Raw genomic sequence first — 13,522 nt, 5'->3', positions numbered from 1 at the left:
ATGAACCAGACAAATCCAACCGCGCCTGCCTCGTTGCAAGGCCTCGTCGCCGTCGTGACCGGAGGGGCGAAGGGCATCGGCCTTGGCATCGCCCGCGAACTGGCGCAAGCCGGCTGCCGCATCGCGCTGTGGGACTTCGACGACGAAGCCCTGCAAGCCGCCCAGCGCAGCCTTGCGAGTGAAGGGGTCGACGTGAAGACCTTCAAGGTTGACGTGAGCTCCGTGGAGCAAGTGGAGTCGACGGTGGCCCAGCTGCTGGCCTCCCATGCACGCATCGACATCCTGGTCAACAACGCCGGCATCGGTGGAGACAAGCTTGTTTCCAAGATGGATCTGGCCTTCTGGAGCCGCGTGATCGAGGTCAACCTCCATTCGCAATTCATTTGCTCCAAGGCGGTCTTGACCCAGATGGCGGAGAACCGGTTCGGACGCATCATCAATATCGGTTCCCGTGCCTGGCTGGGCAATCGCGGCCAGGCGGCCTATTCCGCTTCCAAAGGCGCCGTGGTGAGCCTGACCCGCTCACTGGCGCTGGAATATGCGCGCAAGGGCATCACGGTGAATGCCATTGCGCCGGGCATCGTCGAGACCCCGCTGTTTGAAACGCTCACCGAGGAGGTCAGGCAGAGTCTTCACAAGACCGTGCCGATGGAGCGCATCGGCCAGCCGGAAGACATCGGTCGCGCCGTTCGATTCTTCGCGGAGCCAGGCTCCAGCTACGTCACAGGGCAGCTGCTGTACGTTTGCGGCGGACGCAGTCTCAGCAGTCCGTCGGTGTAATGAACCGATGCGAACCCAACAAGAACATCCAACGAGATCGAAGGTCGCATGCTCGCTAATGCATTGGGCGGATTGAAGGTGATCGACTTCACCCAGGTCATGGCGGGTCCCACGTGCACACTGTGCCTGGCCGACCTTGGGGCCGATGTCGTGAAGGTGGAAGCCCCCACAGGCGATCTTTCGCGAGCGCTGTCGCCCTGGGTTCATGGCGAGGGCGTTCCTTTCCTGGCGCTCAATCGCAACAAGCGCAGCATCGTGCTCGATCTGAAGCAGCCGACCCACCGGCAAGCGGCGCTGCGGCTGGTCGCGCAGGCGGACGTGCTGGTGGAGAGCTTCCGCCCGGGCGTGATGGAACGCCTGGGGCTTGATTACGCCACGGTGGCTGCGGCCAATCCGCGGCTGATCTATTGCTCCGTCTCCGCGTACGGTCAGCACGGGGCCGCAAGAGACCTGCCCGGGGTGGACGGTGTGCTGCAAGCCGTCAGCGGCCTCATGAGCGTCACCGGCACGCCCGATGGGCAGCCGTGCAAGGTGCCAGTGCCCGTTGTCGATCTTGTCACGGGGTCGTTCGCGACCATCTCGATCCTGGCTGCCCTCGCGGATCGCCAACGCACGGGGTTGGGCCAGCACGTGGAAGCAAGCATGTTCGCCAGCGCCATCGCGCTACAGCATGTGAGTTTCGCGTCCTATTTCGCAGACGGCCATGTGCCCGGCCCGCAGGGAAACGCAGCGCCGTATTCGACGCCGAACGAGGCCTTGCGTTGCGCCGACGGGTGGATCATGGTGGCGGCCTATCACCCCGCCCGATGGCAGGCCTTGTGTACCGCAATCGGTGCGCCTGAGCTTGTATCCGACCCGCGTTTCGCTGAGAACAAGGATCGGTTGCAGCACCGTGAGGCGCTGTTACGCCTGCTCGAAGCACGCATGCTGGCGCATCCCCGTGCCTTCTGGCTCGAGCAGTTCGCGGCCGTGGACATCATCTGCGGTCCGATCAACAACTATGCCGAGGTCGCGCAGTCCGCGCCCTTCGTCGAAGCGGCACTCACAGAGACCTTGCTGCACCCGGTCGCAGGTGCGTTGACGATGCCACGCAGCGTCATCGGTGCGGTTGGCGAGCGGCCTCAGGCGCGACGGGCAGCTCCAACACTCGGACAGCACACCCGCGAAGTGCTGGCCGAACTCGGCATGCCGCCAGCAAATATCGAGGCGGTCATCGCCGCCGACTCTCCTTCGAACTGAGACAAACCCATGCCCATCGTCAAAACAGTCCAGGATGGCGTCGCCATCGTCACCCTGAATCGGCCCGAAGCCATGAATTCCATCGACCCCGAGTCGAACGAGCAGCTGCTCGCGATCTGGGACGAGGTCTCGAGCGACGAGGAAATCCGCGTACTCGTGCTGACGGGCGCGGGCGAGCGTGCGTTCTGCACAGGTGCAGATCTCAAGAAAACGATGCCGCCGGCCGACAGCGCAGCCCGGCAGGTCTTTCGCGGCGGCAACCGACATTCCAATTTCGGCACGCTGCGCACCGACAAGCCCGTCATCGCCGCGATCAACGGCTACGCCCTCGGCGGCGGACTGGAGCTGGCCTTGCTTGCGGACATCCGCATCTGTTCCGACAACGCGCAGTTCGGCTTGCCGGAGGTGCGCGTCGGCAGCATCCCAGGCGCCGGAGGCACGCAACGCCTGATTCGCGCGGTCGGCCAGTCGGACGCGATGTGGATGCTGCTGACGGGCGAACGCATTGATGCCAACGAAGCGTTGCGGATCGGATTGGTCAGCAAGGTGGTTGCCCTCTCCGAGCTGCAGGAAACGGCGATCGACCTGGCACGCGCAATGGCCGCCAATGCGCCATTGGCGATGACCGCGGCCAAGCGTCTGGCGATGACCGGACGGGAGCTGCCGCTTGCCGGTGGACTGGAACTGGAGCGCCAGGCCTTTGGCGTGCTCAGGGACAGCGAGGACCGACTGGAGGGGCGCCGTGCTTTCGCCGACAAGCGCGCCCCGGTCTTTCGCGGTCGCTGACTTTGCCTCGCACAGAGGGCGCAAGCGTCGTGGGGCGCTGCGCGCTCGCATCCCCCGAGCGGCCTCGTGCTGACGCCCAAACAACCGGCGCGACCTCGCTGAACTTTCCTGGAGCAGCTCTTGAACAAATCGAGTACTGCTTGGCTCTACAGCCTCGCACTCATCGTTGCCGCGTCCTTCGGCACGTCGTCGGCCATCGCGCAGCAGGCCGGCCGACCGCCCGCAAGGATTCTTGTGGGCTTCTCGCCTGGCGGGACACTCGATGTCGTCACACGGGCGCTTGCGGATCAGCTGCATGAGCCGCTCCACCGTGCCGTCGTGGTGGAGAACAGGCCCGGAGCCGGCGGAAAGATCGCGATCGATGCGCTGCGTGCCGCCCCCGCCGACGGAAGCGTGGCCATGCTGTGTCCTGACTTCCTGCAATCGATCTATCCGTTCGTCTTCAACAAGCTCAATTACGCTGCGCAGCGGGATATCCTGCCGGCGTCGACCGTGGTCGAGTTTCCGATGGCGCTGGCCGTACCCGCATCCTCGCCCGTCAAGAACTTTGCCGAATATGCCCAATGGGTGCGTGCTCATCCTGAGCATGCCAACTTCGGCCATGCCGCATCGGGAGGCCCGACCCACTTCTTGGGATTGCAGATCGCCAAAGTCATCGGAACACCGCTGCAGGACGTGCCGTTTCAGGGCGCAGCCCCGATGATCGTGAACCTCGTCGGCGCCAATGTCGCAGCGGGAAGTTCAACTGTCGGAGACTTTGCACAGCACCACAACGCCGGAAAGCTTCGCGTGCTGGCGGTCACCTCTGCGCAACGCTCACCGCTTCTGCCTGACGTTCCTACGTTCGGCGAGCTCGGCCGAAAGGAGCTCACCGCAGCTGGCGTATTGGCCATATGCCTGCCTCCTGGAACGCCTGCAGTCGTCGTCTCCGAATGGAGCACTGCGATCCGGAAAGCAGTTGCAACGGAGCAGTTCGCGCGCAAGATCCGCACGCTCGGCTTTGTGGAGACGGGAAGCTCGCCGGCTGAGGCTCGAGCCAGGTTCAGCGAAATGCGTGCCTTTTGGGAACCTGTGGTCAAAGCTTCGGGATTCAAAGCGGATTAGGGCTGTGGCGGCTTGTGATCGCACACCGGCTGGACAGCAACTCGACTGAGGATTGCGGCGCCGAAGAGGAAGAGGCGCGACAGTGCGCTCATCGGCCGCAGGATCAGCCAGGGCCGTCACTCGCGGCTGCAAGCAGCGGCACCAGGATATCGCTGATCGGCGTGGGGATGCCCAGAGCCCGGCCGCGACGCGCGACGACACCGTTGCGGATATCCCATTCGAGCGGCCGCCCGGCTTCGCGATCCGTGAGGATGGAGGTGCCCATGTCTGCGGGAGAGGCCTGGAATTTGGCAAGAATCTCCTGCGGCACCCCGCCGTCGAGTTCTGCGCCCTCGGCGCGCGCCACGGCCAGGCATTCCCGCAGATAGGCAAGGGCGAGCTCGGCGATATCGGACCGGCCGAACATGCCCGAGCGGCGGTGCGTGAGCACCATGAGTCCGGCCACCGCGTTCTGCAGCAGCTTGCGCCAGGCCAGCGTGCGGAAGTTCGCGGCCAGCTCGACATGGCACCGTGTACCTTGCAGCGCCTCGGCCGCCACGCGGGCATGCGGCGTGTCTGGCAGGCTCAGGCGCATGTCTGCGCGCAGGCGCACCGTGCCGTCGGATTGGGCTTGCACAGGGAACCACACGATCGCGGGAACGATCTGCCCGGGTCGGGCATGCAGGGCGATCCCCTCCAACTGCTCGACGCCGTTCTGCAAAACGCACACGACGGTCTTCGGGCCGCTCAACGCGGTGAGCCATCCTGCCGCCGCCTCGATCTGTGTCGCCTTGACCGCCAGAAGGACGAGGTCGACCGTCCCCCCGATTTGTGCGGGATCCACCCGCACCGGACCGGGAACGGTGATGAGGCGATCGCCATCCAGAAGCGTCAGGCGATCCCGGGGTGTGCGGCCGCACAGCAACGGTGTGCGACCGGCTTCGTGCAGTGCCGCCGCGACCGCGGTGCCGATGGCACCCGGACCCACAACGGCGATGGATGCAGCCCTGGTCGTATTCATGAACACAGACTCCTTCAAGCGTCTCGCTCAGCGTTCGCGCACGCCATGCTTGCGTTCGTCACGAGCGCGATGTAATCTATTACGCATAATGGAAGAATATGGTAACGGAGTTTCAGGCGACGCGCGCTTGTTGCAGTTGATCGGAAGCATCCAGGCCCGAGCTGGCGATCTCGCTGCCAGCGAGGCAAAGGTCGTCGAGCTCCTGCTCGCCGATCCCTTGTTCGTTGGCGCGAGCACGACCGCGCAGGTGGCTGCCCGCGCCGGCGTTTCGCCGCCGAGCGTGATTCGCGCCGCGCGTGCGATCGGATTCAGCGGTTTCACCGAACTCAAGATCGAGATCGCTCGTGCCCGCGGTACCACCGGGTTCTTCGCGCCGTCTGACGTGCTCACCGCGGGTGCGACGACCGCGGCGGTGCTCGAGGCCTCGATCCGCGCAGGCACTGACGCACTGGCCGCGCTCGGCGGAGCCCTGGAGCTGTCCGCGCTCGAGCGGGCGGTCATCGCCATCGAGCAGGCGCGCCAGGTGATCGCATTCGGAGCCGGTCCCTCGGCGACGGTCGCCGCCGATGCGGTCTTCCGTCTGCGGGCGGTCGGCGTGACGACCATCGGCATTGCGGACCATCTGTCGGCAATGATCGCAACGCGGCTCCTGGGGCCCGGTGACGTCGTCATCGCCGTCAGTTCGACCGGGCGCACCTCGACGACACTCGCCGTCGCCGATGCGGCATCTTCTGCCGGCGCCTCGCTCATCGCCATCACCAACCAGTACGGCACACCGCTGGCAACCCTCGCGAACATCGCGCTTGTCGTCGGCGGGGCACCACTGACGGCCCAGATGGCCGCGGCCGGAAGTCGGCTGGCGCAGCTCGTGGTGATCGACGCACTGGTCGCGGCTTTCGCGCTGCGCGACCCGCAGCGCAGCCGCCGCGCGGAACGGGCGGGCATCGACCTGCCCGATATCGCCTGATGCCGCCCGGCACCGTCGCGATGGTCCTCGCCGCGGCGGTAGCCCATGCGGCATGGAACCTGGCCTCGAAGTACAAGCGTGGTGATGCCTTGCTGTTCGTCTGCGCCTATACCTACGCTTCGGCGCTGCTGTGCGTCCCGATCAGCCTCGTCTTCATGGCGAATGGGCAGCAGGTGCTCAACTGGCAGCTCGCGGCGGGCGCCGCTGTCTCGGCCGTGTTGCACACCGCCTACTCTCTGACCTTGCAGGCGGGCTACGACCGCGCCGAGCTGGGGGTGGTTTATCCGGTCGCACGCGGCACCGGGCCGGTGCTGGCGATGCTGTTCGCGATCCTGCTCCTGGACGAACAGCTCACCGCTGCCGCGATGTTCGGTGCTTCGCTTGTCGTGGCGGGCATCCTCGTCGTCACCGGCAACCCGTTCAGAAGGGGGGAGCCGCCGGCCGCTTCAGGGCTTGCTCTGGGGCACCGCGACGGGGACGACCATCGCCGCCTACACGGTCTGGGACGGCTACTCGGTCATCGCGCTGCACCTGGCGCCCGTGAGTTACTACGCGGCCACGCTGCTGCTGCAGAGCCTGATCCTGACCCCCAGTTTGCTGCGCCGACGCCATCGCATTCGAGCGGCCATCCGTGCCGACGCCATGCCGATCCTCATCGTGGCTGTGTTCTCCCCGCTCGCCTACATCCTCGTTCTCACCGCCATGCTGAAGGCGCCGGTGGCGCTCGTCGCGCCACTGCGCGAGTCCTCCATCGTCATCGGCTCACTCGTTGCATGCAGACTGTTTGGCGAGGGTGATCTTGCGCGCCGCATTGCCGGCGCGGTGATCGTGCTGGCCGGGATCGCGGCGATCAGTCTTTGACGCCTTCTTTGAGCCAGCTCCGCACGCGGTAGCGGGGCTCATGGGTGATGGCTGAGGCCCGTTGCTACCGGACAGAACGGATCCAATCTCTGAAAAGCTTCACGGGAGCCTCTGCGGCTTTCAGCGGATCGCAGACCAAGTAGTAACCGGACTCCGTTCTGGCGACGTGATCCACGGCAATGACGAGCCGCCCGCTGCGGAGGTCGTCATCCACGTAGGCTCGCTGGGCAATGGCGATCCCCAATCCATCAGCCGCAGCCTGGTAGCACAGCGCAGCATTCGCCAAAGTAATTCCATGCAGACGCGGGGAATCTAAAAGTTCGACCGAACTGAACCATAGCGACCAGGCTTCCGGTCGCATCATCGAGTGCAGCAGGTTGGCTTGCAGCAGATCTCGAGGTGTCTTCAAATGCCTGGCCAGGTGGGGTGCGCAGACAGGAAGAAATTCGTCGTCGAAGAGGTGGTCCAGCTCGACATCGGCCCACTCTCCCATGCCATGCCGGATCGCGCAGTCGGCGCCCTCGAGCCGGATGTCGTCGGCCATTGCAATGGTCGAAATCTCGAGGTCGATGTCGGGGTGTTGTGCGTAGAAGCCGCGCAGGCGAGGTACCAGCCATCGGATGGCAAGGCTCGGCGTCACTTTCAGGCGCAGCCGCTTGTCCAGCTGGATATCGACCACGTCATTGAGTGCATCGTTCAGGCGATCGAAAGCATCCGAGACGCGGTGGGCCAGTCGTTTGCCCACCGCGGTGAGCTCGATCTCGCGGCCGGATTTTTGAAACAGCTGCGCTCCGAGCCCGACCTCCAGCTGCTTGACTTGCTGGCTGACTGCACCGGGCGTTACATGAAGCACCTGAGCGGCGCGCGTGATCCCCTTGGCGCGGCACACTGCATCGAACACGCGCAGCGGGCCGAGGAGCGCACGGAGGCTGTGCATTGCGAGCAAACGGAAGGCGCAGCGAACTCAGCGCTCGCTCGAACCCGCCGCTGGGACCATGCCGCTCAGGTTCTTGGCGGCCCGACGCTCCGCGAGGCAGATCATTGCGGCTGCAAACAGAAGTCCTGCTGCCAGACAGAGCCACGAGACATAGCTGCCGGAAATGTCAAAGAGCCGTCCCGCGAGGAATGGCCCGATGCCTGCGCCAACGGCCACCGTGGCATAGACACCCCCGAAGAGGGTGCTGTAGAGGTTCAGCGGGAATTTCCGGCTCACCAGGTAGGCTGCGAGGTCGAACTCCGCGCCGACCGCGAAGCCAGTCATGAGCAACCCGGGAAGCACCAGCGCCGGTTGGCCTGTTGCCAGAAGCAGCATGCCGGTGGCAGACAGCATGAAGAGCGTCGCCGACAAGCGCGCGGCATCGAACATGTCGAGCAGAAAGCCGGTGACGATTCGTCCGACGATGACCGCCACGCCAAGGATGCTGGCGAGACCGGCGGCGCGGTTCGGGGAAAGCCCGAGGTCAGTGAGCATCGGAACGACGTGCACGATCGTGCCGAAGATGCCGACCGAGCACAACAGGAAGACTGCGGCAATGCGGAAGAAGTGCGGATCGGCCAGAGCCTTCAGGTTACCTCCGGCGGGGGCACGGCGGCCCTTGTCTGCAGGCGCCGCATCCGCACCCCGCAGGAAGTAGGCGATCAATGGCAAAAGGGCAAGGACAACGGCCGCAAGACCCAGGTAGGTGGCTCGCCATCCGAAGTTGGCGATAGCCGGCGTGACGATCAGCGGAATCAGGATGGCCCCGACGCCCGTTCCGGTAATGGCGATGCCCAGCGCCAGTCCGCGTTGCCGGGAGAACTTGCCCACGAGGATCCTTGTGAAGGACAAGGGGGAGGTTGCGCCGCCGAGCAGTGTCAGGACAGTGACCAGTGCCAGAAAACTGGCCAGCCCCTGTGTCCAAACGCCCAGAAGCAGAAAGGAGGTCGACAGGGCCGCCAGGGAGAGCAGGGTGACGCGTCGCGCGCCATACCGGTCGATCACCTGTCCGATGAGCGGTGCCGCGCATCCGAGCAGCACGCTGCTGATCAGCGAGCCCAGGGACGCGGTGCCTCGGGTCCATCCGAACTCGGCTGCGAGCGGCTTCAGAAACAGACCTGAACTGTAGAAGTACAGCGATGAGACGCCGCTGGCCAGGCCGAGGAAGCAACCCAGGACGTAGCGCCAATGCTGCCGCAGTTCTGAAGGTGAATCAGGAGAGGGTGTCATGTGCGGATCCACGTTGAACCAACGATGAGTTCGTCTTCAGCATTTCTGGATGCCGATGGTGCGGTTCAGCAATGCCTCTTCGCCGCTCAGCACCGCCGCAGACCCGGAGTAGGCGGCCAGGCCCCGTTCCAGCACGATCATGTTGTTTGAAAACTCGAGAACGACATCCACATGCTGCTCCACGATGATGCACCCAACGCCGAGCTGATCACTCATCCGGACGATGGCATCCATCAACTCCTCGCGCACCATCGGCGCCAGGCCTTCCAGCGGTTCGTCGAGCAACAGGATGCGCGGCTGCCCGACGAGTGCTCGTGCGACCGACAGCATTTGCTGCTCGCCGCCCGATAGCTGCGTGCCTCCGTTGCGTCGGCGCTCTTTGAGCCGCGGGAACAGCGCATAGATCGGTGGCAGGGCAACGCTCGCCGAGCGTCCCTGCAGGCCCGCCAGCAGGTTCTCCTCCACTGTCAGTGAGGGGAAGATGTCGCGGCTCTGCGGTACGTAGCCGAGGCCTGCGCGCGAGCGTGCGTAGGTGCTCGCGTTGCTGATGTCGTCGCCGCCGAAGTGAATGCGCCCCTTCATCAGGTCGGCGAGGCCCATGGCCGTCGCGAGCGTCGTGGTCTTGCCGGCGCCGTTGCGCCCGATCAGGCCGAGGCGCTCGCCTTCGCGTACGCTGAAGCTGAGATGCTCGAGGACTGGCAGGCCGCCATAGCCTGCGGTGACGTCGTCGAACCGGAGTTCAATGGTGGGCTTGGGCATGACCGTCTCGTCCGAAGTAGATTTGCTTGACCTGCTCGTTGGCAGCGACTTCCTGCGGCGTTCCCTCGACCATCACCGCACCGGCGACCAGGACGATGATGTGCGACGCGAACCGGAACACCAGGTCCATGTCGTGCTCGATCAGCAGGACGGACAGATCTTTCGGCAAGCTCCCGATGGCTTCCATGATCCGGCCGCCTTCTCCCTGCGGTACGCCTGCGCCCGGTTCATCGAGGAGCAGCACCTGGGGCTTCATCGCGAGTGCCAGGGCGATCTCCGCAAGCCGCTGCTCGCCCAGTGCCAGTTGTCCCACCACCCGGTTCGCATAGGGGTGCAGTCCCAGCATGCCGAGTGTCTCGTCGACATCTTCCTGCACGCGTGCGGAACGCGTCGGCGAGGGCCACCACTGCATGGAGGCCCGGTGTCGCTGCAACACCGCGACCCTGACGTTGTCCGCCACGGTGAGCTCCTTGAAGAGGCGGCTGATCTGGAACGTGCGAACGATGCCGCTGCGCACGCGCGCGTACTGCGGCAGCTGGACGATCGAGCGCCCGTCCAGCTGAATGTCACCCGACTGCGGGCGCAACGCGCCGCTCAGCAGGTTGACCAAAGTCGTCTTGCCAGCGCCGTTCGGACCGATCAATGCCGTGCGGGCTCCCTGGGGGAGGGACAGCGTGACGTTCTGCGTGACCGCCAGGCCGCCAAAGGAGTGACTCAGGTTATGAGTCTGGAGTCGGTGGGTCATCGTGCCACCCCACTGCGGCCAGGCCGCTTGGTGTACATCCCGGCACGGTCCACCAGCCCGATCAAGCCCTCAGGCAGGACGATGAGTACGACGATCAGCATCGACCCGATGAGGAACAACCAGTGATAGGGGTTCAAGGTCGATGCGATGTGATGGATGGTCATGTACGCGACCGTGCCGAGCACGGCGCCCGACAGACGGCGTGTTCCACCCAGAACGATCATGACCACGACGCCCGCCGATGTCGTGAAATCCAGCATGAAGAGGTTGGCAACTTTGCTGGTCTGTGCTGTCAATGCGCCAGCCAGCCCCGCCACGATGCCGCCGACGGTGTAAACGGCCAGCAAGTGCAAGTAGACGCGACCCCCCAGCGCCTGAACTCGTCCGGGATCCTGCCGGATGGCCCTGGCCGTGAGTCCGAATGGCGACTCCACGAGGTTCCTCAGCAGGAAGTACACGAGCACAAGTGCGCCCAAGGCATAGAAGTAGCCCGTGTGGCTCAGGAAGTTGAACTCCCAGATGCCCAGCAGGGGGCCGATATTGAAACCGGCAAGTCCATCGTCGCCGCCCGTGAGCCACCTCGCCCAATTGGCCAGCTCAAGCAGCAGCTGGGCGACCGCGATGGTCAGCATGACCAGCGTGAGTTTGGTCGACCGCAGCATCACGGCGCCGCTCAGCAGCGCGATCACGCCGCCGCCCAGCCCGCCCAGCAGCAAGCCCACAATCGGATCTGCCGTCAGATGCAGCGCCGTCCAGCCCACGACGTAGGCACCGCTGCCGTACAACGCGGCCTGGCCCAAGGTTGCGATGCCGGCCTGTCCGAGCACGAGGCTCAGCGACAGCGCGAAGATGGACATGGTCGCCATGTTGGTGAGCAGACCGAGGTCCTGCGGGAACAGCACGAAGGCCAGCAGTCCCACCAGCAGCAGCACGAGCTCTTCGCGCAATTGCATCCACGGGCGGACGCGAGACGGTGCGGTCACCGTCATGGGCGCACTGACCGTGTTCATGCGTGTCTCCCGAACAAACCTTGCGGTCGAACCAGCAGGACGATGATCATCGTCAGGAAGAACGCAGCCGATGCGAGCTGCGGAACCATGTATTTCATCGAAGTCTCCACAATGCCGAGCAGCAACGCTGCAAAGAATGAGCCAAACAGATTTCCGTTGCCTCCCACGGCGACGACGGCCAGGAGGATCACCAGGTATTTGGAGGCGTAGGTCGGCTCCATGGGCAGCAATTCCGCGCCTGCTATGCCTCCCAGTGCTGCGAGCGCTGCACCCATCACAAAAGTGGCGGCATAGATCTTCGTCGTATCGATGCCGATGGCCCGTGCGATGGGCGCGTTGTCGACCGCAGCGCGTACCCGGATGCCAAAGGACGATTTGTCCACCGCCAGCCAAAGAATGCAGACGACCACGAGCCCACAGGCCACAACGATGAGCCGATGCCGAGGGATGGACCGGAAGCCCAGATCGACCGTGCCGCTGAACAGCTCCGGCAGCGCCACCGATGTCACCGTCGAACCGAACAGCAGATTCACCGCGGCGGTTGCCACGAACATCAGCCCGATCGTCACCAGCATCTGATCGAGATCGTCGCGTCGATAGAAGCGCCGAAGCAGGATGCGCTCGAACAGCAGCGCAACCAGTCCGACCAGGACGATGGCCAGCACGAAGCCCAGCCAGATCGGAACGCCCAGGCGTTGCGGGATCGTGGCTGCAAAGAAGCCACCGAGCATCGCGAAGGCGCCATGGGCCAGATTCACCACCCGCATCAGGCCCATCGTCATCGACAGGCCCACTGTGATCATGAACAGGATCATCGCGTACGCGACCCCGTCGATCAGGATGCTGCTAAGAAGCGCGAGAGACATGCTTCAGACTCTGCGTCACTTGGATGCGTTCTGCGTGCGGCCGTAGTCGGGCTGCATCTCGAACGTCCGGAATTCCCGGTTGACGTAGCGTCCGGCCGGGTCCTTTTCGACCACGCGCATGTAGACGTTCTGCACGAACTCGCGCGAAGCCGGGTCGATCTTCACGGGGCCTCGCGGACTTTCCCAGGAATGACCCTTGGCGCTGGCAAGCGCCTTGGCGCCGTCCCGCTTCCCATCGGTTGCCTTGACCATGTGATAGATCACATGCAGACCGTCATACGCGTTCGCAAGCTGGACGGTCGGAATGGCCTTGGGGGCAACCTCGCCAAGGGCCTTGATGACAGCGTTGTTCAGCGCAGAGTTGTGCGTTGCCGAATAGAACATGCCCGTCTCGATGCCGAGAAGATCCGGGCCGATCGCTCGCAGCTGGTCCTCATCGGTCTCGGCAGTGCCGAGAAAGCGCACGCCGGCCGTCCTCAATCCGGCCTCGTTGTATGCCTTGACCATCGCGTAGGTCGCAGGACCGCCTGGGGCAAAGACGTAGAGGGCATCGGGCTTGAGCGCCTTCACGCGCTGCATCAGGGGACCAAAGTCGGTTGTCTTCAACGGCGCACGGATGGCCTCGAGCAGCTTGCCTCCGCCGCTGACGAACGCCGTGGTGAAGGCCTTCTCGGCGTCGAGACCGGGACCAAAGTCGCTGACCAGCGTGACAACGTTCCTGACGTTCTTCTCCAGTGCGTACTTGGCCACAGGTACCGCCATTTGCGGCAAGGTGTATGAAGTGCGCAGCAGGAAGTCCGACTTGTCGAGAAGCGAGGACGTCGACGCGTTGAAGATCACGACCGGTACCTTGGCCTCCTGCGCGAGCGCAGCCACGGCCAAGGTGTCAGGAGTGAAATAGAGGCCGGCGATGTACTGGGCGCCTTCCTTGACAATCAGTTCCTGTGCCAGGGCCTTGGCTTGCGCGGGGTTGATCTCCGGAAGGTCGCGATAGATGACTTCGATCGTGTGTTTGCCCACGGTCGTGCCATTGAGCTTCTGGTATGCCTTGGTCGCACCCTCCCAGGTTTGCCCCACGGCTGAAAACGGTCCGGACATCGGAGCGATGACGCCAACCTTGATGACGTCGGCGCGCGCCTGAAAGGCAATCGTCGCGAGTGAAACCGCCAAGGCGGCAACGAATTTGAGGGTCATTCTTT

At 64.4% G+C, this 13,522-nt stretch carries 14 protein-coding genes and 1 pseudogene; 7 read left to right on the top strand and 8 right to left on the bottom strand.

The genetic code is table 11. From position 1 onward, the window contains the following. The 4 genes from FB547_RS24690 (at position 1) to FB547_RS24675 (ending at position 3,909) form a co-directional block, all read left to right on the top strand. Positions 1–780 carry an SDR family NAD(P)-dependent oxidoreductase gene (locus FB547_RS24690; protein WP_145746294.1) on the top strand — a complete coding sequence of 260 codons (780 nt, stop codon included), beginning with the start codon at positions 1–3 and terminating at the stop codon, positions 778–780. Positions 781–852: 72 nt separating this feature from the next. Then, positions 853–2,019 (top strand): CaiB/BaiF CoA transferase family protein, encoded by a 1,167-nt coding sequence (locus tag FB547_RS24685; RefSeq protein WP_261380377.1) that lies wholly within the window; start codon positions 853–855, stop codon positions 2,017–2,019. Positions 2,020–2,028: 9 nt separating this feature from the next. After that, the gene (locus tag FB547_RS24680) at positions 2,029–2,805 is read left to right on the top strand and encodes an enoyl-CoA hydratase/isomerase family protein (protein WP_145746292.1); all 777 of its coding nucleotides are present in this window, start codon (positions 2,029–2,031) and stop codon (positions 2,803–2,805) included. Positions 2,806–2,925: 120 nt separating this feature from the next. Next, positions 2,926–3,909: a Bug family tripartite tricarboxylate transporter substrate binding protein gene (locus FB547_RS24675; RefSeq protein ID WP_145746291.1), complete on the top strand. Its 984-nt coding sequence runs from the start codon at positions 2,926–2,928 to the stop codon at positions 3,907–3,909. Positions 3,910–4,012: 103 nt separating this feature from the next. On the opposite strand, the gene FB547_RS24670 is transcribed toward FB547_RS24675, so the two are convergent. Then, the gene (locus FB547_RS24670; RefSeq protein ID WP_145746290.1) at positions 4,013–4,909 is read right to left on the bottom strand and encodes an oxidoreductase; all 897 of its coding nucleotides are present in this window, start codon (positions 4,907–4,909) and stop codon (positions 4,013–4,015) included. A gap of 88 nt (positions 4,910–4,997) precedes the next feature. On the opposite strand from FB547_RS24670, the gene FB547_RS24665 reads away from it, so the two are divergent. The 3 genes and pseudogenes from FB547_RS24665 (at position 4,998) to FB547_RS33650 (ending at position 6,737) form a co-directional block, all read left to right on the top strand. After that, the gene (locus FB547_RS24665; RefSeq protein WP_145746501.1) at positions 4,998–5,876 is read left to right on the top strand and encodes a MurR/RpiR family transcriptional regulator; all 879 of its coding nucleotides are present in this window, start codon (positions 4,998–5,000) and stop codon (positions 5,874–5,876) included. Continuing rightward, positions 5,876–6,226: pseudogene (locus FB547_RS33655) on the top strand (transporter); the annotation flags it as partial. The gene FB547_RS24665 and the pseudogene FB547_RS33655, both read left to right, overlap by 1 nt. Positions 6,227–6,329: 103 nt before the next feature. After that, complete coding sequence (locus FB547_RS33650) at positions 6,330–6,737, top strand: hypothetical protein (RefSeq protein ID WP_261380404.1); 408 nt, start codon at positions 6,330–6,332, stop codon at positions 6,735–6,737. A gap of 64 nt (positions 6,738–6,801) precedes the next feature. On the opposite strand, the gene FB547_RS24655 is transcribed toward FB547_RS33650, so the two are convergent. Genes FB547_RS24655 through FB547_RS24625 form a run of 7 tightly spaced genes read right to left on the bottom strand, consistent with a single transcriptional unit; the run spans position 6,802 to position 13,517 of the window. After that, positions 6,802–7,674, bottom strand: coding sequence for a LysR substrate-binding domain-containing protein (locus FB547_RS24655; RefSeq protein WP_145746289.1), 873 nt, complete (start codon positions 7,672–7,674; stop codon positions 6,802–6,804). Positions 7,675–7,701: 27 nt separating this feature from the next. Beyond that, positions 7,702–8,943: an MFS transporter gene (locus FB547_RS24650; RefSeq protein ID WP_145746288.1), complete on the bottom strand. Its 1,242-nt coding sequence runs from the start codon at positions 8,941–8,943 to the stop codon at positions 7,702–7,704. A gap of 36 nt (positions 8,944–8,979) precedes the next feature. Next, entirely contained in the window at positions 8,980–9,702 is a 723-nt protein-coding gene (locus tag FB547_RS24645) for an ABC transporter ATP-binding protein (protein WP_145746287.1), read from the bottom strand. Further along, entirely contained in the window at positions 9,683–10,447 is a 765-nt protein-coding gene (locus tag FB547_RS24640) for an ABC transporter ATP-binding protein (protein ID WP_145746286.1), read from the bottom strand. The genes FB547_RS24645 and FB547_RS24640 overlap by 20 nt, the downstream gene beginning before the upstream one ends. Further along, positions 10,444–11,457 (bottom strand): branched-chain amino acid ABC transporter permease, encoded by a 1,014-nt coding sequence (locus FB547_RS24635; RefSeq protein WP_145746285.1) that lies wholly within the window; start codon positions 11,455–11,457, stop codon positions 10,444–10,446. The genes FB547_RS24640 and FB547_RS24635 overlap by 4 nt, the downstream gene beginning before the upstream one ends. Further along, positions 11,454–12,323, bottom strand: a complete 870-nt coding sequence (locus FB547_RS24630; RefSeq protein WP_145746284.1) for a branched-chain amino acid ABC transporter permease — start codon at positions 12,321–12,323, stop codon at positions 11,454–11,456. Before FB547_RS24630 ends, FB547_RS24635 begins: the two co-directional genes overlap by 4 nt. Positions 12,324–12,338: 15 nt before the next feature. Continuing rightward, complete coding sequence (locus tag FB547_RS24625) at positions 12,339–13,517, bottom strand: ABC transporter substrate-binding protein (RefSeq protein ID WP_145746283.1); 1,179 nt, start codon at positions 13,515–13,517, stop codon at positions 12,339–12,341. Positions 13,518–13,522: the final 5 nt, after the last annotated feature.

It is taken from the genome of Variovorax beijingensis (assembly GCF_007828835.1).
In the GTDB taxonomy this organism is placed as follows: domain Bacteria; phylum Pseudomonadota; class Gammaproteobacteria; order Burkholderiales; family Burkholderiaceae_C; genus Variovorax; species Variovorax beijingensis_A.
The sequence above is the reverse complement of the archived record's forward strand: the minus strand, read 5'-3'. Positions and strand labels throughout refer to the sequence as shown.

What these genes read in the sequence shown, in the direction of transcription:
- FB547_RS24630 (WP_145746284.1), bottom strand. Translation starts at nt 12,323, where the DNA reads ATGTCTCTCGCGCTTCTTAGCAGCATCCTGATCGACGGGGTCGCGTAC.
- FB547_RS24690 (WP_145746294.1), top strand. Translation starts at nt 1, where the DNA reads ATGAACCAGACAAATCCAACCGCGCCTGCCTCGTTGCAAGGCCTCGTC.
- FB547_RS24665 (WP_145746501.1), top strand. Translation starts at nt 4,998, where the DNA reads ATGGAAGAATATGGTAACGGAGTTTCAGGCGACGCGCGCTTGTTGCAG.
- FB547_RS24635 (WP_145746285.1), bottom strand. Translation starts at nt 11,457, where the DNA reads ATGAACACGGTCAGTGCGCCCATGACGGTGACCGCACCGTCTCGCGTC.
- FB547_RS24645 (WP_145746287.1), bottom strand. Translation starts at nt 9,702, where the DNA reads ATGCCCAAGCCCACCATTGAACTCCGGTTCGACGACGTCACCGCAGGC.
- FB547_RS24655 (WP_145746289.1), bottom strand. Translation starts at nt 7,674, where the DNA reads ATGCACAGCCTCCGTGCGCTCCTCGGCCCGCTGCGCGTGTTCGATGCA.
- FB547_RS24680 (WP_145746292.1), top strand. Translation starts at nt 2,029, where the DNA reads ATGCCCATCGTCAAAACAGTCCAGGATGGCGTCGCCATCGTCACCCTG.
- FB547_RS24670 (WP_145746290.1), bottom strand. Translation starts at nt 4,909, where the DNA reads ATGAATACGACCAGGGCTGCATCCATCGCCGTTGTGGGTCCGGGTGCC.
- FB547_RS24625 (WP_145746283.1), bottom strand. Translation starts at nt 13,517, where the DNA reads ATGACCCTCAAATTCGTTGCCGCCTTGGCGGTTTCACTCGCGACGATT.
- FB547_RS24640 (WP_145746286.1), bottom strand. Translation starts at nt 10,447, where the DNA reads ATGACCCACCGACTCCAGACTCATAACCTGAGTCACTCCTTTGGCGGC.
- FB547_RS24650 (WP_145746288.1), bottom strand. Translation starts at nt 8,943, where the DNA reads ATGACACCCTCTCCTGATTCACCTTCAGAACTGCGGCAGCATTGGCGC.